16 protein-coding genes are annotated in these 17,744 nt (G+C 61.5%); 8 read left to right on the top strand and 8 right to left on the bottom strand.

Annotated features, from left to right (window positions below; all coding sequences use genetic code 11):
- Positions 1-47: 47 nt before the first annotated feature.
- From Thiofri_RS13615 to rne, 3 genes are all read right to left on the bottom strand, one after another.
- A complete protein-coding gene (locus Thiofri_RS13615; RefSeq protein WP_009147197.1) occupies positions 48-1,199 on the bottom strand; it encodes a glycosyltransferase in 1,152 nt (383 codons plus the stop codon).
- A complete protein-coding gene (locus tag Thiofri_RS13610; protein ID WP_009147198.1) occupies positions 1,193-2,395 on the bottom strand; it encodes a sulfotransferase in 1,203 nt (400 codons plus the stop codon). Before Thiofri_RS13610 ends, Thiofri_RS13615 begins: the two co-directional genes overlap by 7 nt.
- A 203-nt stretch (positions 2,396-2,598) precedes the next feature.
- Complete coding sequence (gene rne / locus Thiofri_RS13605) at positions 2,599-5,649, bottom strand: ribonuclease E (protein ID WP_009147199.1); 3,051 nt, start codon at positions 5,647-5,649, stop codon at positions 2,599-2,601.
- A gap of 715 nt (positions 5,650-6,364) precedes the next feature.
- Here rne and Thiofri_RS13600 point away from each other — a divergent pair.
- Genes Thiofri_RS13600 through Thiofri_RS13590 form a run of 3 tightly spaced genes read left to right on the top strand, consistent with a single transcriptional unit; the run spans position 6,365 to position 9,171 of the window.
- On the top strand, positions 6,365-7,381 hold the full coding sequence (locus tag Thiofri_RS13600; RefSeq protein ID WP_009147200.1) for an RluA family pseudouridine synthase: 1,017 nt from the start codon (positions 6,365-6,367) through the stop codon (positions 7,379-7,381).
- Positions 7,382-7,386: 5 nt separating this feature from the next.
- On the top strand, positions 7,387-8,142 hold the full coding sequence (locus Thiofri_RS13595; protein WP_009147201.1) for an HAD family hydrolase: 756 nt from the start codon (positions 7,387-7,389) through the stop codon (positions 8,140-8,142).
- Positions 8,143-8,178: 36 nt separating this feature from the next.
- The gene (locus tag Thiofri_RS13590) at positions 8,179-9,171 is read left to right on the top strand and encodes a S49 family peptidase (protein ID WP_009147202.1); all 993 of its coding nucleotides are present in this window, start codon (positions 8,179-8,181) and stop codon (positions 9,169-9,171) included.
- 5 nt (positions 9,172-9,176) lie between these two features.
- Here Thiofri_RS13590 and Thiofri_RS13585 read toward each other — a convergent pair whose 3' ends face one another.
- Together Thiofri_RS13585 and Thiofri_RS13580 are read right to left on the bottom strand one after the other, a co-directional pair.
- Positions 9,177-9,782 (bottom strand): Maf family protein, encoded by a 606-nt coding sequence (locus Thiofri_RS13585; protein WP_009147203.1) that lies wholly within the window; start codon positions 9,780-9,782, stop codon positions 9,177-9,179.
- A 23-nt stretch (positions 9,783-9,805) separates the two neighbouring features.
- Positions 9,806-10,249, bottom strand: coding sequence for a YcgN family cysteine cluster protein (locus Thiofri_RS13580; RefSeq protein WP_009147204.1), 444 nt, complete (start codon positions 10,247-10,249; stop codon positions 9,806-9,808).
- Between the two features lie 112 nt (positions 10,250-10,361).
- Here Thiofri_RS13580 and Thiofri_RS13575 point away from each other — a divergent pair, with 112 nt between their 5' ends.
- The 5 genes from Thiofri_RS13575 (at position 10,362) to Thiofri_RS13555 (ending at position 14,129) form a co-directional block, all read left to right on the top strand.
- Positions 10,362-10,829: a methylated-DNA--[protein]-cysteine S-methyltransferase gene (locus Thiofri_RS13575; protein ID WP_051023793.1), complete on the top strand. Its 468-nt coding sequence runs from the start codon at positions 10,362-10,364 to the stop codon at positions 10,827-10,829.
- On the top strand, positions 10,826-11,725 hold the full coding sequence (gene xerD, locus Thiofri_RS13570) for a site-specific tyrosine recombinase XerD (RefSeq protein WP_009147206.1): 900 nt from the start codon (positions 10,826-10,828) through the stop codon (positions 11,723-11,725). Before Thiofri_RS13575 ends, xerD begins: the two co-directional genes overlap by 4 nt.
- 103 nt (positions 11,726-11,828) lie before the next feature.
- Complete coding sequence (locus tag Thiofri_RS13565) at positions 11,829-12,311, top strand: YajQ family cyclic di-GMP-binding protein (protein WP_009147207.1); 483 nt, start codon at positions 11,829-11,831, stop codon at positions 12,309-12,311.
- A gap of 23 nt (positions 12,312-12,334) precedes the next feature.
- On the top strand, positions 12,335-13,150 hold the full coding sequence (locus Thiofri_RS13560) for a DsbC family protein (RefSeq protein ID WP_009147208.1): 816 nt from the start codon (positions 12,335-12,337) through the stop codon (positions 13,148-13,150).
- Between the two features lie 166 nt (positions 13,151-13,316).
- The gene (locus tag Thiofri_RS13555; protein WP_009147209.1) at positions 13,317-14,129 is read left to right on the top strand and encodes a PP2C family protein-serine/threonine phosphatase; all 813 of its coding nucleotides are present in this window, start codon (positions 13,317-13,319) and stop codon (positions 14,127-14,129) included.
- A gap of 121 nt (positions 14,130-14,250) precedes the next feature.
- On the opposite strand, the gene budA is transcribed toward Thiofri_RS13555, so the two are convergent.
- The 3 genes from budA to Thiofri_RS13540 all read right to left on the bottom strand — a co-directional run bounded on the left by budA (position 14,251) and on the right by Thiofri_RS13540 (position 17,712).
- The gene (budA, locus tag Thiofri_RS13550; RefSeq protein WP_009147210.1) at positions 14,251-15,042 is read right to left on the bottom strand and encodes an acetolactate decarboxylase; all 792 of its coding nucleotides are present in this window, start codon (positions 15,040-15,042) and stop codon (positions 14,251-14,253) included.
- Between the two features lie 32 nt (positions 15,043-15,074).
- Positions 15,075-15,758, bottom strand: coding sequence for an exonuclease domain-containing protein (locus Thiofri_RS13545; RefSeq protein WP_009147211.1), 684 nt, complete (start codon positions 15,756-15,758; stop codon positions 15,075-15,077).
- Between the two features lie 85 nt (positions 15,759-15,843).
- Positions 15,844-17,712: a DUF294 nucleotidyltransferase-like domain-containing protein gene (locus Thiofri_RS13540; RefSeq protein ID WP_009147212.1), complete on the bottom strand. Its 1,869-nt coding sequence runs from the start codon at positions 17,710-17,712 to the stop codon at positions 15,844-15,846.
- Positions 17,713-17,744: the final 32 nt, after the last annotated feature.

Genomic DNA, 17,744 nt, shown 5'->3' with positions numbered 1-17,744 from the left:
GGCGCATGGTCCCGGCCACTCCGGAATATGACGCTTGCTGTTTCATGCTAAGAGGTTGCATCGATCCCGGTCAGACGGCCATCGCGCAGAATCTCAAGCCAGTGGTTGAGATTGGCTGAGTTGATGTTGGTTGCGGCTGTGCGGGCAATCTCGGCTTTGCGGCTGCGTTCCTTTGGATCCATCTCGGCGATGTGGTGCAGCACCTCGGCCAGCGTCTGCTGTGGTTCGATCTGAAACAGCCCGCGGTTGAGCGCATCCCAGCTCAATATGCCGCAGTGTGATGACACCACCACCAGGCGCGCTCGGGCCATAGCCTCCAGCGCAATGGTGCCAAAGGACTCAACCGTGGAGGGCAGCACCAGGGCATCGACGCTGTCGATGATTGGGAGCATCTTCTGGCGATGGACCCAGCCGAGAAGTTCGAGATTCTTGAGCCGCTGTGCCTCGCCTTCCAGCCAGGGGCGCATGGGGCCCTCACCGGCTACCAGAAATTGCATGTGCGGCAGTGCCTCGGCGGCCTGGACCACAGTTTCGAGATTTTTTTCGGGGGCAAGGCGTCCCGCAAAAAGGATTCGGCTAAGGCTTCCTTGCAAAGGCTTGGGCGGCTGCTGGATAAAACGTCGGGGAATCGATGTGCCCATGAGTCCGACATGCTCGGCGCCGATGCGCCGGGCAATGTCGACCATCTCCCGTGAGTTGGCAAGCACAAGCTGGCTGTCGTGAAACAGCTTGCGGTTGCAGCTGTTCAGATACCACTGCGAACTGGGTGCGCGCGCGGACCAGTCCTGATTCATGGCCGCGAGGCGCTCGAAATGGGTATGGAAGCCGACAATGATGCGCGCCTTGTGCCTTTTTCCAAACAGCAGCCCAAGCATGCCGTAAGGGCCGGGCGTGGGAATGATAATGGCATCGGGGTTGATGCGCTTGAGCCGTCGGCGAATCATCAGGGGCGAGGGCAGCATGAACTTTTGAGTGCGGTCACCCGGCAGCGGAACCGCAAAACCGCCATACCAGCGCCCGTTACGATAGCGCGGAGAGACGATCTGCGCCAGCACCCCGGCGCTGCGCAGATGTTCGGCAAGATCACGATAATAGGCACCGACGCCATTACGTTCGGGGGCGGCATCCGAGAAGATGGCAACGCGCAGCGGTGCCGCTTTAGATTGCTGTGGGGTGGATGCGCTGTCGGAATTCAGCATGGGGCTGCGTTCGTCGCTGGTGGCGGCAGAATCGCAGCCAGCCGGGGTTCGGCATGGACATCGGCAAAGGCGCGGGCAAGCTCGGCCGCATTCAGCCCGAAATGTGCGAGTGCATAACGATGTCCGCTGCGATAGCGACGGCTCGCCTCGGATTCTTGCTCCAGGATGGCGGCGAAGGTATCGGACATCGGCAGTCCAAGCTGTCGGTAGGCGTCGGTCAGCGCGCTGTGGAGATTCTTGCGCAGGGCATTCATACCGATCCAGACACAGCGCTCGGGCGGTGTTTGTCCCAATTGGGCCGCCAGGTTCAGGTAATAAAACCGCAGCTGTTCGATGAACCGATCTCGCACCCAGGGGCTGCGCGCGCTCGTGCCGAAGAACTCAAGACCCGAACCAATAGAGCTGAGCTGCGAGGGCAGGGTGCGCTCGGGTTCGCGCAGACAAATTAAAAAGCGAGCATCTGGAAAGGTGCGGCTGAGTCCACCCGCCAAGGGCGCGAAGGCGGCATTTTTGGACAGCAGGCGTTTGTCCGGGCCGTGAACGTAGAGGTGCTTCTGCAGGCAGAGGCGGTAATATGCGAGTATCGCCTCCTGTTCGTCGGCTGGAATGCGCCGGTCGAATTGTCCGATGTCCCACAGGCGCTCATTGAAAGGGAGGGGCAGCGCCAGGATGAAGCAGGAGAGAATTGGCAGCAGGGCAAAATAATCTTCCTCTGGTGCGCTCAGTGTCATGGGGTGCACATCGTCCATGGCGGCGAAGCCATGTTTTTCCATCCATGCGAGCAGACGGGCGAGGTGGCCGCCCAGGGAGCGGTCGAGTCGCGCCAGCCCCAGCCAGAACTTGCGCGCGCTAACCGAGAGTGCAAAGAGACTCTCCCAGGTGCTGAAGGTGGTGAATTGCTCATCCCGGGCCAGGACCCGATGCAGATTGGTGGTCCCGCTGCGCGGCACGCCAAGTACGAAAAGTGGCTCGCGAATTGGAACCTTCCGGTAACCGCGAAAGAAGATCTCATCGAGCAGAAAGCCCAGCCAATGGATGGCGAGCACTAGGGCGAGAAAAGGCAGAAAGCCAATCATCACCAGGCGTCGACGCGCGCGGAGCCGAAGTGATCCGTTGTCGATTGCCGGATGGCGAGCAAAGCTCTGGATGGCCAGGCTGACAAAGCGCTTCGATGTGAGGAGGAAGAGTTTGAGCATCGAATGCAGTGTGGCGGCGCGCTTTTACGAACAGCCGGGCCAGGGATCACAGGCGCAGCCAGAAATAGATTATTGAACGGCTATGTTAACCCAGTTGGCGGTCGATATGTTCCACATGGTTCGCGGTCAGAACCTGTCGGTGGCAAATTGGGCGCAAATCTGCGGACGGCAGTGGGGCCATGTCCGCAGATTTCTTACCTGCTCTAACTGTCTTGGCGCGGCGGCATCCCAGCGGATGAGTTTGCTGATTCACGTTGGGGGCTTCCCTGGTCTGTTGGTCTATCCAGGGTGCTCGGCCCGGACTCACTAGCAGGCGGGCGGGGTTGGGGCGGAAGCTCGGTCCTTGGCTGGCCTGACTCCCCGATGTGCTGCTCTTGTTTCCTTGGCGCCGGTGGTGTTGATGGCGTGACGGGTGAGTCCCCGGGCTGTCCGAGTGGTTTTGGTTCCGAGACTATTTTTTCAACGGGCGGCGTGCTTGGTGGCAGCTTTTCCGTTTTGGGAAGAGGTGCAGCCTCTGCTGGCCTGCTCATGGATTCAGGTGACGATGGCGATGCTTCCGATCCTTTAATAGCTGGTTGCCGAGGTTCCGCTGATATGGACCCTGGGATAGGCGCCGGGATCGAAGCGGGTGCTGGTATTGGCGCTGGCATTGGGTCGGCTGCTTCCCGCTGGGGTTCAGACGGCGCTGGCGTCGCTTCCCTGGCCGGCCGCCGTGCATTCTGTCTTTCTGTAGGCTGTGAGCGCGCGGAATCTGCATTGCCTGACGTGGGCGCGTCTTGACGGGCCTCAGCTGCCGGTGTGTCTGATGTTGCCTCGGCAGTGGATTGGGAATCCCCGTTGGTCGCTGCCGGGGAGGTTGGCTTGCGTCTGTTACGACCGCCGCGCCGCCGGCGGCTGGAGCGCGGACGCGGTGCTTCGCCGTCTCCGTTCTGGTTGTTCGCGTCAGAGGAGCTGTTTTGCTCGGCACGCGCGGCGGGTTCGTCAGTTTTGCCGGAGTCTGGGGTTTGGGCAGCGGAATCCCTGCGCGCTTTGTCGGATGGGCCTTGTTCACCGCTGGCTGGTTGGTCGGCGCCTTTGCGGTCTGGGTTGGCCCATGCCTCCGCTGGTGAGCTCCGTCCCCCTTTGGGCGTAGCACTGGCTTCCGCCTGATTGCCGCCATTGTCCTGATTGACTGGGGATTTCTTGCCGCGTCCGCGTCCACCGCGGCGACTGGAGCGTGAGCGCTCCGTGCGTTGCGATTGCCCGTCGCTCGGCTGATCGCTGGCAGTGTCGCTCGCCGGGCCGCTGCTGGCCCGGCTCTCGGTCGCGGAGGTGCCGGATTCGGATTGGCTGTCTGTTGAAGATGTGCGCCGCGACCTCTCGCTCACGCGGCCTTGGCGCTCGCTGCTAGTGCTCGATCCGCGTCTCGGTGAACGGCCGCGGGCCGGTGGGGCCTCGCTTGCGAGCGCCGGTTCCTCGCGCTTGGCAGCGGCTGCAGAAGCGGAGGCCGAATCCTGCGACGCGTTTGCCTGGCTGTCGCCGCCCGAGAAGAAGGTGACCCACAGACGCTTGAGCAGATTCTCGTTGCGCTCATGGGTGGCTGCCGCAGTGGCGCCCGCATGGCGGTGTTCGGCTGTTGGGGGCTCGCTGCGGTGGGGGGCGGGCATGGAAGGCGCGAGTTGCTTGACCGCCGGCTCGTCAGCTGGGCGGCTGGTTGCGACCTGTGAGAGGATCTCCTCGGTGGTTAGCTCTTCGCTGAGTTGGTAGCTGACATCCTCATCGCTGCCGGATTGGATCACGTCCTGGCCGCGGACGCGCTCGATGCGGTATTCAGGGGTTTCGATGCTCTTGTTTGGCACCAGCAGAATCTCGACCTGGTGGCGGTCTTCGACCGTGAGCACCGCGCGCCGCTTTTCATTGAGCAGGTAGGTTGCGACTGAAATGGGCAGATGGGCCAGGATGCGCGCAGTGCTGTCTTTCATCGCCTCTTCTTCGACGATGCGCAGCACCGAGAGTGCGAGGGATTCAACCCCGCGAATTGTGCCCTGGCCCTTGCAGCGCGGACAGACGATTTGGCTGGATTCTCCCAGCGACGGGCGCAGGCGCTGGCGTGACATCTCCAGCAGGCCAAAGCGCGAAATGCGCGAGGTCTGCACCCGGGCGCGGTCTTGTTTCAGCGCGTCGCGCAGACGGTTTTCGACGTCGCGCTGGTTCTTGGCCGGTGTCATGTCGATGAAGTCGATGACGAACAAGCCACCCAGATCGCGCAAGCGCAGTTGCCGGGCGATTTCATCGGCGGCTTCCAGGTTGGTGTTGAGGGCCGTTTCCTCAATGTCCGCGCCCTTGGTGGCGCGCGCTGAGTTGATGTCGATGGAGGTCAGGGCTTCACCGTGGTCGATCACCAGAGCGCCGCCAGAGGGCAGGCGCACTTCGCGCTGGAAGGCGGATTCGATCTGGCTTTCAATCTGATAGCGGGTGAACAGCGGGACTTCGTCGTCATACAGCCTGAGTTTCTTCAGGTTATGCGGCATGACCGAGCGCACAAATGCCTGTGCCTTCTCGTACATCTTGGGATCATCGACCACGATCTCGCCGATATCCGCGCGCAGATGATCGCGGATGGAGCGGATGATCACATCGCTTTCCTGATAGATCAGGAAAGGTGCTTTGCGCTCCTCACTTGAGGTCTTGATGGCGTCCCAGAGTTGTTTGAGGTAGTCGAGATCCCACTGGAGTTCCTCGGTGTTCTTGCCAACGCCAGCGGTGCGCACGATCAGCCCGGTATCCTCGGGGATATCGAGCTGACTGAGCACCTCGCGCAACTCGCTGCGATCCGCGCCCTCAATGCGGCGCGACACGCCACCGGCGCGCGGATTGTTTGGCATTAGTACCAGATAGCGACCGGCGAGCGAGATAAAGGTGGTCAGGGCCGCGCCCTTGTTGCCGCGTTCTTCCTTGTCGATCTGGACCACGACCTCCTGGCCCTCGCGGATCAACTCGCGGATGTTGTTTTTGGTGCCAGGCTTGGCCGCATCGCCGTCAAAGTAAGCGCGTGCGATTTCTTTCAGAGGCAGGAACCCGTGGCGCTCGCTGCCGTAGTCGACGAAGGCCGCCTCCAAGCTGGGCTCGACCCGGGTAATAATCCCTTTGTAAATATTGGCCTTTTTTTGCTCGCGACCGGGGGACTCGATATCAAGGTTGAATAGTTGTTGACCATCGACGATGGCGACACGCAACTCTTCTGGTTGAGTTGCGTTGATCAGCATTCTTTTCATTGTGGTTAAAATCTCTTGAACAGCGCGCTCTGGCGGCTGTGAACAGACCCCATGGTGGGTCTCTGTTCACAGCCGGCCAGTGCAGGTCCCGGGCGGTAGCGGGGCCTGGCGGCGATGGCGTCCGGGCAAGGTCGCGGCGCGACGGCTTGTGGCCTCGCGCGCGCTCATCACTGATCCGGATGTGCATCGATACTGTTGCGCGCTCTTTAGGTTGTTGTTTTTCGGTCCGCAGGCTCCGCCAGAGCCTGCGGATCAATCATGGTTGCGCACCCCGACGGGGTCGCGCTTGAATGTTCTGCCACCACCTGAGCCTGGCTCAGGTGTGATTGCGGCGAGCCGGTTTTTGCTTTGATCGGCACCTTTCTAAAGCTCTTGGTCCCGGTCACCCCAGGGAATCAAGCCCTTGTGCCACTGTCATCAAGGCTGATAACCGGTGGTTTTCTCGCGCGCTGCCGGTCGAGCCGACCTTCGGAGGCAAGCCCCCGGAGAAATCGCGCATCTGGCAGTGGCCTTCGGCCTACAATGGCAGGATGCTGGCTCCAATTCCGACATAGACTGTCAGGTTAGCGGCGCCAGCGGTTTAGACCGGCTGGCGCAGCGAACGCATATCGACAGGTTGCCTGCGTTCAATGGCGCCCTGCGATAGCGACCTGTCAAGATAGCAGCGAAACACCCATTGAGCAAACAAAAACCCATCAGACCCCAGCGAGTGCCCATGACTGAGCCGGCTCCTGAGCCGGTCGCTAAGCCGCCGGCCGAGCTGTCTACGAGCGCAGGCAACCAAACCCCGGGCGGGGTTCGCTACCTTGAGATCGGTGCGGACCATCAGGGGCAGCGTATCGACAACTTCCTGCTTGCGCACCTCAAAGGTGCCCCGCGCAGCCTGGTTTATCGCATTATTCGCAGCGGCGAGGTGCGGGTGAACCGTGGCCGTGTCAAGCCGGCAACCCGGCTCGAGGCTGGTGACTCCCTGCGCTTGCCGCCGCTGCGCCTCACCCCGGCGGCGCCTGCGGTCACGCCAACGGCGGGATTGCAGGCACGGCTGTTGGATGCAGTCCTGTATGAAGACGAGGGCCTGATTTTGATCGACAAACCCTCAGGCCTTGCGGTGCATGGCGGTAGTGGGCTCAGTCTGGGACTGATCGAAGCGTTGCGAGCCATGCGACCGCAGCAGTCGCTCGAGCTGGTCCATCGGCTTGATCGCGAGACCTCGGGCTGCTTGCTGATCAGCAAAAAGCCGGCGATTTTGCGCTGGTTGCATCAGCAATTGCGCGAGGGGCAGGTTCGTAAGAGGTACCAGGCCCTGCTGGTGGGCGGCTTGCCGCGTGAGCGGGTCGATGTGCGCGCACCGCTGCGCAAGAACCTGCTGCGCGGTGGTGAGCGGGTGGTGCGGGTCGATCATGCCGAGGGCAAGGAGGCGCGGACCGGTTTCCGGCGGGCGGAAACACTCGCTGGTTTTACTCTGGTGGATGTCAGGCTGGGGACTGGGCGGACGCATCAAATCCGCGTGCATGCGGCCCATCTTGGTGCGGCTGTGGCTGGCGATGATAAATACGGCGATGCCACCCACAATCAACATCTGAGCAGCTTGGGGCTGAATCGCTTATTCTTGCACGCCGCCGAGCTCGGCTTTCGCCCGCATCCAGAGGCTGAGCCCTTGGTGGTGCGCGCCCCCCTGCCTGAGGATTTGCACCAGGTGTTGGAGAGGCTGAGACGCAAGGCTCCTGACTGAGCCGAATGGGCGATTCCATTCGCCCCGACACCTTGAGCATCGGGATACTGATGACAGAAATCACCGAAACACCGCTAACCGCAGATTGCCAATTGCCCTCCAACAGCATGCAACCCGCACTGATTATTTTCGACTGGGACGGCACCTTGATGGACTCGGCCGCGCGCATCGTCAACTGCATGACCGCCGCCTTTGTTGAGCAAGCGCTGAGCCCGCCGCCGCCCGAGCAGATGCGCGCCCAGATCGGGCTGGGGCTGGAGGAGGCCATGCTGGCGCTCTGTCCGCAGGAGAGGCCTGAAGTCATCACCCGGCTAATGGATGGCTATCGCAATCGCTTTCTTGGCGATGATCCGACGCCGACGCCGCTGTTTGACCGGGCTGACGAGGTGGTGCGTGCCTTGCACCAACAAGGGCGGCTGATTGCAGTCGCTACCGGCAAGAGCCGTCGCGGTCTTGATCGGGCACTGGCGCAATCTGGGCTCGCGCCTTATTTTCACGCCACTCGCTGTGCCGATGAGACGCTTTCCAAGCCCAATCCGCAGATGCTTTTTGAATTGCTCGATGAGCTTGGCATCCGCGCGGACGCAGCCCTGATGATCGGCGATACCGAATTTGACCTGCTGATGGCGAAGAATGCCGGCATGCCGTCGCTCGCCGTCAGCTACGGCGTGCATGACGCTGACCGCCTGCTCGCCTGCGAGCCGCTTGGCCTGATTCACGCCATCGCTGAACTACCCGCCTGGCTCGCCACACGCGGCTGACTTGACTGACCGCCATTCGACACCGGAGACACACAGATGAAGCCATGGCCCTTCCGCCAACTGCCCCCCAGCAAACTGCCCGATCCCGATGATCCCAACTGGGAGCGCGCGCTGATCAACAGCATGGCGGTCGAGTTCCTGCGCGATCAGCGCCGTGGGCGTCGCTGGGGGCTGTTTTTTAAACTTGCCGCCCTAGCCTACGTGTTGGTGTTGCTGGCGGTGGTCTATTCCGAGAATCTGAGTGAGTCGGTTGGGGCGGGTAAAGAGCATACCGCGCTGGTTGAAATCGATGGGGTGATCTCGGCTGACAGCGATGCCAGCGCGGATAAAATCATCACCGCGTTGCGCAAGGCGTTCAAGGCGGAGCATGCCAAGGGCGTGATCCTGCGCATTAACAGCCCCGGCGGCAGTCCGGTGCAGTCAGGCTATGTGAACGACGAAATTCGCCGGCTCAAGGCAAAATATCCTGACAAACCCGTCTATGCCGTGGCCGTGGATGCCTGTGCCTCCGGGGCCTACTACATCGCCGTGGCAGCGGATGAGATTTATGTCGACAAGGCCAGCCTGGTCGGCTCCATCGGCGTGCGCATCGGCAGCTTCGGCTTTTCGCGCGCGATGGAAGAACTGGGCATCGAACGCCGGCTGCTGGTCGCGGGTGATCACAAGGGGATTCTTGATCCTTTCTCGCCGCTGGACACCTTCGACGAGGTGTTTGTTCAGCGAATGCTCGATGGCCTGCACCAGCAATTTATTGACGCGGTCAAAGAAGGCCGTGGGGATCGCTTGGCTGAGAACGACGAGCTATTCACTGGGCTGTTCTGGACCGGCGCCGAGAGTGTCGAGCTTGGCCTGGCCGATGGTTTGGGCAGCAGCAGTTCCGTGGCGCGCGATCTGATTGGCGCCGAGGAGATTGTCGCCTACAGCCGCAAGCGGGATCTGCTCGAAAAGTTAACCGAGCAACTGGGCGCGTCCATCGCCTCGACCTGGGCGCAGCTGATCGGCGCCGAGGGCACCGTCTCCTTGCGCTGATGGCGTCAGGGTCCGAGCACCTCAATTCCCTCCGCTTCCAGCATCGCGATCAGGCGAATCAGCGGCAGGCCGATCAGGCTGTTGGGGTCCGCGCCCTCTAGGCGCGAGGAGAGCGCGATGCCAAGCCCCTCGGACTTGAAGGCCCCGGCGCAGTCGTAAGGGCGTTCGCGCTCGACATAGGCGGCGATCTGCTTTTGCGACAGGTGCCGGAAGCTCACCCAGAAAGACTCGCAGCAGCTTTGCGATCGGCCGGTTGCGGAATTGAGTAGACAGAGTCCGGTCAGAAAACAAACCTGACGCCCGGCCAGGCGCTCTAGCTGCGCGATGGCCGCCTGGTGCCCACCGGGTTTGCCAAGCATTTGACCATCAATGCTGGCGACCTGGTCGGAGCCGATGATGAGCGCATTCGGGTGGCGGGGCGCCACGGCTCGCGCCTTGGCCAGGGCGAGACGCTCGACCAGAGTGGCGGGGGCCTCGCCGGGGAGTGCTTGCTCGTCGATGTCCGGGGCATCGGTGCGGCACTCCAGGCCCAACCGGTCTAACCCGAGTTTGTCCAGCAAGGCGCGCCGGTAGCGGGAACTGGAGGCAAGCACGATAGTGGCTGTGGTCATGAGCAAAGCAGGTCGGGTAAGGGTCAGCGGACCCAGTCGATCAGATGGAGCAGGGGGTCGTCGGCTTGGGTCTCGCAGACAATACGTCCGAGGACCGAATGGCCGCTTTCTATGACGGAGTCTGCCTCACCGCTCAGCAAAGGGTGCCACTTGGGCAGGGGTTGCCCCTCGGCAAGCAAGCGGTAAGCGCAGGTTTGCGGCAGCCAGCCGGGATTTTCCAGTGTCTGGAGCGTCAGGGTCACGCAGTCTGGCACCCGAGTGGAACGATTGGGATAGTCCTGACAATGGCCGCTATGATGATCGAGCAGAAAACAGGCCACATTGCTGTAATGAATGTCCCCGGTATCCTCGTCCTCAAACTTGTTCAGGCAGCATTTCGCGCAACCGTCGCACAGGGATTCCCATTGTTCCCGCGTCATGGCCGCGAGCGGGATGCTTTCCCAAAAGGGCGGGTGGGCGTCGTTCAAACCGGGTGACCTCTGATGAATGCGTGGGGGGAGAATGGCCGCATTATACCGATCTCAAGCTGATGTTCGGTCCCGGGTTGAGCGCCAGATGCTGAATGACTGCGAATGCTCCATGATCGACACACCGCTCGGTGCGCTCAGCGTGCATTGGCAGCGGCGTGCGGTTCGCTGTGTGCGCCTGCCGATGCACAAGGCTTGCGCGCACCGCCCCACCTTGGCCGCGCCAGCCTGGCTTGAGCAAGAGTTTCATGCCTATTTTCGCGATGCAACTCACGACTTCAGCATTGTCTTGCAACTTGTGGGCACGGCGTTTCAGCAGCGCGTGTGGCAGGCACTGCGGCGGATTCCAAGTGGGGCGGTCAAACGCTATGGTGATTTGGCGGCGGAACTCGGCAGCAGCGCGCGCGCGGTGGGTAACGCCTGTCGCGCCAATCCCTGCCCGATTCTGGTGCCCTGTCATCGGGTTGTGGCGCAGCGCGGTCTCGGTGGTTTTGCTGGACAGACCGATGGCGCATCCATGTGCATCAAGGTCTGGCTGCTGCGGCATGAGAACGTGGATTTGACGGAGTTTGGTGCATGAAAGACGCAACTGCGGCCATGGTGGAAGCTTTCGCCGATGCGCTCTGGATGGAGCGGGGCCTGAGTGCCAATACCCTCTCGGCCTATCAGTCCGATTTGCGTGCCTACTGCGAGTGGCTCGAAGCTGCCCAAGGTCGGGAGCCGGCTGCGGCGGATCGTATCGACTTGATGGATTATCTCGGGGCGCTGGCGGGCAAGGGGCTCAAGCCGCGCTCCTCGGCGCGGGTGCTGTCCTGTCTGCGTCAGTTCTACGGTTATCTGTTGCGCCAGGGGCTGGTTGACAAAGACCCGAGCACGCGCATTGATGCACCCAAACTCGGGCGCCCGCTGCCGCGCAGTCTGAGCGAGGCCGATGTCGAAGCTCTGCTCCAGGCACCTGATACCGAACTCGCGCGCGGGCATCGGGATCGCACCATGCTTGAGGTGCTTTATGCCACCGGCTTGCGGGTGACGGAACTGGTAACCCTTGAATGGAATTCAGTCAGCCTGAATCAGGGCGTGGTGCGGGTGATGGGCAAGGGCAGCAAGGAGCGGCTGGTGCCTCTGGGCGAGGAAGCTCTGTCCTGGCTGACGGACTTTGCGCGCGGGCCGCGGGCCGAGCTGCTGGGGGCGCGCCAGTGCGGCCAGGTGTTTCCGACCAGCCGCGGCTGCTGTATGACCCGTCAGGCCTTCTGGCAGCTGATCAAACGTTATGCACTCGAGGCCGGGATTGTGGTGGAGCTTTCTCCCCACAGCCTGCGGCATGCTTTCGCCACGCATTTGCTCAACCATGGTGCCGATCTGCGTGTGGTGCAGATGCTGCTTGGTCACAGCGATCTTTCTACCACCCAGATCTATACCCATGTTGCCAACGCGCGCTTGCAGGAAATGCACGCCCGGCACCATCCGCGCGCCTGAGCAATTGTGCGTGCCCGCTGTGGCGCAAACACTCTCGCCACTGCGCGAAACTATGGTAGCCTTTCGGCTTAATCAGGCTGCTGAATATTCTGGTGGAGGTGCAATGCCGTCGTTTGATGTGGTCGCGGAGGCCGACCTGCAGGAAGTCCGCAATGCTGTCGATCAAGCCGCGCGCGAGATTGCAACGCGGTTTGATTTCAAAGGCGTTGAAGCGCGTTTTGAGCTGCAGGATGGTGCCATTGAGCTGCACGCCGAGCAGGAATTCCAACTGGGGCAAATGATGGACATTTTGCGCCAGAAGCTTGTCAAACGCTCAGTCGATCTCGCCGCGCTTGAGATCGACGAACCCGTCACCACCCTGAATGCAGCCCGCCAGCGCGTTGGCATCAAGCAGGGCGTTGACTCGGACACCGCCAAGCGCATGGTCAAAGCGCTCAAGGCCAGCAAGCTCAAGGTGCAGGCGCAGATTCAGGGCGATCAGGTGCGAATCAGCGGCAAAAAACGCGATGATCTTCAAGACGCCATCGCCGAGTTGCGCAATACCGACTGGAAGCTGCCGCTTCAGTTCACCAATTTTCGCGATTAGACATTGTTAGCGAGGTTTTTTGCATGATGGTATCCATCAATCCCCAGGGCGATTTCCAGTATCTCAGCCATTCCAACGGCTATCTTCCCAGCCATTTCCAGAACCCTGGAGTTTCATTGCTGAAGGCTGCCTTGCTTTTGCCCTTGGTCGCCCTGGGCTTGGCCCTGGCTGGCCCGGTGCAAGCGGACGATGCCGCTACCATCCGTGCCGCGCTGGCCAAGGTACTGCCAGAGGACAAGCCAACGACGGTCAAACCATCAGTCATCGACGGGCTCTACCAGGTGGACATAGGCCCGCAGGTGATGTTTGTGACTGCCGACGGTCGCTACCTGATCGACGGCGCCATTGTTGACTTGCAGACTCGCGAGAATATCGTCGAAGCGGCCCAGGCCGAGGCACGTCAGCGCACCATGGCAGGCGTTGGGGATGACGAAGCCATCATTTTTGCCGCCGATAATCCCAAGCATGAAATCACTGTCTTTACCGATATCGACTGCGGTTACTGCCGCAAGCTGCACCACCAGATCGATGGTTATAATCAGGCGGGAATCACCGTCCGCTATCTGTTCTTCCCACGCAGCGGTGCGGGCAGCCCATCCTACGACAAGGCCGTTTCCGTCTGGTGTGCCGATAACCAGAAAGCCGCGATGACTGCCGCCAAGAACGGCGAGCAAGTGGCGTCGGCGACATGCAAAAATCCGGTCAAGGAGCATATGGCGCTCGGAGAAATGCTGGGCATCCAAGGAACGCCAGCGATTGTGCTGGAATCGGGCGATATGATTCCTGGTTATGTAGAGCCAGACCGTCTGGCCAAATTGCTCGATGCCACCTCCAAGTAGGTGCGGATGATTTTTTCGTCTGTGGTTGCTCTGTGAGAACAGCAGAGTCATTCTCCGCGTTGCCCCGACTATGGTTGCCCCAGCTATGAGAGTTATCGTGAAAACAGCAGATTCATACTCCGGGTTGCCGGGGTCTGCGCGGGTCAGGTGAAAGAGGTGGTTCGCAGTGGCTGAACAAAAGCCGGCATTGGAGTTCGCTAGCCGCACGCATCTCGGCATGGTGCGCAAGGGCAACGAGGACTCTGTCGCGGTGCACCCCGAGAATTACCTGGCCATTGTTGCTGATGGCGTTGGTGGGGCCAGCGCGGGAGAGGTCGCAAGCCGCATGGCGGTTGACTTGATCGGTGAGCGCTTTATTGCGCGGGCACCTAGCCGCTCAGAGCCTCGCATCGCACAACTGCTGACCGAGGCTGCGGTCGATGAGGCCAATGTCGCCATTATTCGCCATGCCAAAGAGCAACCCGAGTGCTCCGGTATGGGCACCACAGTCGTCATGGGCTTTTTTGGCCAAGGCTGGATGGTTTACGGCCATGTCGGTGATTCGCGCCTGTACCGGCTGCGCGACGGCGAGCTAAAGCAGCTCACACGCGATCACTCCTTTATTCAGGAAGTGGTCGATCAGGGCTTTTTCCCGACGCTGGCGGATGCCCGCGAATATGGCATCACCGACAATGTGCTGACCCGTGCCCTAGGCTCGGCTGCGCACATCAAGGCGACCACGGATACCACCGAGCTGGTCGAGGGCGATCTCTATTTGTTGTGCTCCGACGGACTGACAGGCATGGTGCCCACCGAGGAACTACAGAATGTCTTAGTCGCCGCAAGCTCCCTAGAGACAGCGGCTGACACCCTGATAAAACTTGCCTGCAAACGCGGCGGCGTGGATAACATCACAGTTGCTCTGGTGCGCGTCAATCAGGTTGAGCAACCACAGGACGCGCCGGCGAATTCGACGGAGCCTGTTGACACCGAATCCTAGCGGGTGCGCCAGTGCAGAGGGTCGGCCAGTCGAAAGATTTTCACGCGGGCCCTATTTTCCCCTCTCGATTTCTCTCCCCGCTCCAATTTTCTCACTCTTCGGCCTCTACCGAGGGCGGCGATCATTGTTCGCCCTGCTCGACAGCGTGCAGCGCCTTGGCGCGATCCGCCCCGAGATTGGCGCGAAGAAAGGCTTTGTCCATCGGGAGTTCTAGGGTCCAGCCGGTGGTCGGGTCGAGCGTTACCTCGCCCTCGGTCAGGGTGAAGTCGAGCAGATGTCCGGCGGATTTGCGGTCATCGGACAGGAAATGCAGGTGGAAGCTCGGCACATTCAACCCTTTGACGTAGCTCGGGCACCAGAAGCCAATCAGGGTGCCGGCGATGTTCTCGCTGTCGAAGTAGGTCTGTTCCTTGGCGACTTCCTTCAGCGGCCGATAGGGTGGTTTCTGCGCGGGGACGCTGCGGTAGCGGACTTTGGCGAACTGGCCATCCACCCGCACCGCGTAGGTGAGGTTCGGGCTAGGCAGTCGCTCTTCCAACCAGGTTTTGAAGGCGGCGTAATCCTGATCGGGTGGCGGTTGTAGCCGTTCATCGGCATCGAACCAGGTCAGGCTGATAAAGGGTGTGGCCGTGTCGCCCGGCATGCGCCTGACTGTCCCGTCAGCTGCGGCCTTATAGACCTCCCCGTCAATGAGTACAAGTTCCCCGTCGAGGCCGGCAAAGGTGCCAAGGCCGAAATCGCCGTGCTCGAGTACCTCGTCCAGGGTGGCGAGCGGCTGATAAACGCCAGCCAGCAGGGCATCAATAGTGGAGAGTTGAAACAGGATATCGCGATCAGATTGGGCGAAAGCCGCCTGGGTGGCCAGGACTTGGGTGGCGACAAAACAGAACGCGATGGGCAGGGACGGGCGCATGGTCGGGGCTCCAAGCGAGATTGTTGTGGCTGTCAGGTGAGTAAATCGCGCAGCAGCAGGGGTTTTCCGGTGTCGAGATAGGCACTCTGGGCAAGGAACACCTGCGCTGTGTTGAGCGCATCGCTGAGCGCATTGTGAGCCGCCATTTGGGGCAGATTGTAATGCGCGGCCAATGCGTGCAGGCGTACATCTTCGGCGCGGTATGCCTGCTGGCGGCGCTCCAGGCTGCGGCGCGCCAGGGCCTGGGTGTCGATCACCCGCAGCAGCGGCTCCTGCCCAAACACCTGGCGGCAGGCGGCGCCAAGAAACCCTCGCTCGATGCGTGCGTGATGGGCCACCAGTACCCGTCCGCCGAGCGCGCGCAGGCAATCGGACAGCACATCTTTCAGCGGCTCGCCGGTGGCGGTCTGATCGTCGGTAATCTGGTGAATCACGGCGCTGTCCGCCGAGATGGCCTGATCGATCCGCACCAGCCGGTGTTGGGCACCGGCGAGCCGGATGCGATTGCCGTCAATAGGTACCCAGCCGAAGCTCAGAATCTGATCCTTTACCGGGTAGAGCCCGGTGGTTTCAAAATCGAGCGCCAGATAGTCGGTGTCGCGATAGTCGCGACTGGCGCGCGGTAGCAGCTGGGCATAATGGTCGCGCAGCGCGCCAAAGGGCAGGTTGTGAATAGTCCAGCGCCGGCGGGCTTCGAGCAGGACATCGTTGTTCATGCGAATCTCAGACGGCTGTGTTGGGACAAGGTTTCTTGCCGCGTTGGGATGGATTCATTTTCCGGGGTGGCCGGAATCATGAGCCTCAGGCAAAGCGTCCGGCCTGATAGCGCTGGCCCAGGGTTTCTTGCAGCGAGGCAATGAGCGCGAAGGCTTCCTTCATGTGACCGCGCTCGAGCGGCGAGAGACTATCGGGCGAGAGGAAATTATTGGCCTCTTCTCCGGCGCGCAACTGCCCAGCCTGATGGCGCACGCGCAGGGTGCCGATGAACTCCAGCGCGTCGATCAGATTGGCCCCGCCGTCGCGGCTCAGCGCGGCACTGCCGGCGACCATCCGCAGGCGCTCCAGGCTATTGACCTCGGGAATGCCGGCGGACAGGGCATGCACCCGGGCCATGTCGATAATGGGCACTGTACCGCGCAGTTTGAGATCGAAGGTGTGGTCGTGATCGCCGCCGCGAATCAGCACGAAGTTGCGAAAGAACCCCAGTGGCGGGCGGTGCTTGATGGCATTGGCTGCCATGTGGGCAATAAAAATCCGATTCTCGCTGGTTTTGTGCAGTATCTCGCGTTGCAGGGCCGGGAACAGATGCTCGGGATCATGCAGGGCACGCAGGTCAAAGAACACGCTGGCATTGAGCAGCGCCTGGGGCTGGGGGCGTTCGATCCAGTCGGTGAAATAGCCATGCCAAACATTCAGAGGCTGGCGCCATTTGGAGTTGGAAGCCATGACATCACCTGGGCAGTGGACGAAGCCGCAGGCATTAAGCCCATCGGTCACCTGGGTGGCCAGCGCTTTAAAATAGGCGTCCTGCTCCGGCGTTGGCGCCTGGGCCAGCAGCAGGGCATTGTCCTGGTCTGAGTGCGCGGACTGTTCGCGTCGCGCCTGGGAGCCACCGACCATCCAGCAGTAAGGGAAGGGAGGTGCCCCGAGTGCCTGTTCGGCCAGTTCTAGCAGACGCAGGCTAATGGCGTCAGTCACGGCGGTGATGGCCTGGCCGACCTGATCGGCAGTGGCGCCGGACGCAACCAGATGAATTTGCAACTCGGGGATCTTGCGCGCAATGGCGATCAGGGTGCCGAGATCCTCAGCCTTGCGGATGTCTCCGACCAGATAAACGGAATTGGCGCTCTGAAAGCGCACCAGGTCGGAGGTGGAAATCACACCGACCACCTCGCCCTCGCGCAGCACCGGCAGGTGATGCACATTCAGGCGCGACATGGTGATCAGCACCTGAAACCCGGGCGTCTCCACAGTGGTGGTGTGCAGGGTGCGGGTCATGATTTCACTCACCGGGCGCTGCGGCGACAGACCTGCCGCCAGACAGCGGTCGCGCAGGTCGCGCACCGTCAGCAGTCCGCGCAGCTGTTTGTCTTCCATGATGATCAGCGAGGAGCAGCGTGCTTCGCTCATCACGCGTGCGGCCTGCTCGATACTGATCCCGGGCGGCGCGCTGATGAGGTTTTTGCCGAGCAGATCTCGCACTCGCACTGTCATCAGGCTGGCGCTGGCGCTGGTGCCGCTGTCCTTGACCAGATCAATGGCCTGGCGCAGGCGCTCGGAGACCGACTGCTCGAAATGGGCGGCAAAGTCCGGGTGCTCGGCACGCAGTTGGCCCAGTAGCTCGCAGGGCAGCAGGTAGATCAGCGAATCTTCCGCAGCGGTGCCGGTGAACTGGCGCTGGATGCGCCTATCCTCGCAGGCGCTGGGGGCGGTGTCGCCCTCGGCCAGCTTGCTGATCAGGTCGCCCGCGCGGTCGCGTAGCTCAATGGCGCCACGGCGCAGAATATAGAGCGCGGGAGCACTTTCATCCTCGGGCGGGAAGATGGAGCCGCGGCGCAAATAGCGCACCGTCAGCTGTTTAGGCAGGGCGTTTAGTGCCTCCTCCGGCAGACCGTCGAAGGGCGGATGACTGGCGAGAAAATCGCGGATTTCGATCAGCTCGATGTCCATTGGGTGCTCTGAGGTTGTTCCGGGGTGGCGCC

This window comes from Thiorhodovibrio frisius, from assembly GCF_033954835.1.
In the GTDB taxonomy this organism is placed as follows: domain Bacteria; phylum Pseudomonadota; class Gammaproteobacteria; order Chromatiales; family Chromatiaceae; genus Thiorhodovibrio; species Thiorhodovibrio frisius.
The sequence above is the reverse complement of the archived record's forward strand: the minus strand, read 5'-3'. Positions and strand labels throughout refer to the sequence as shown.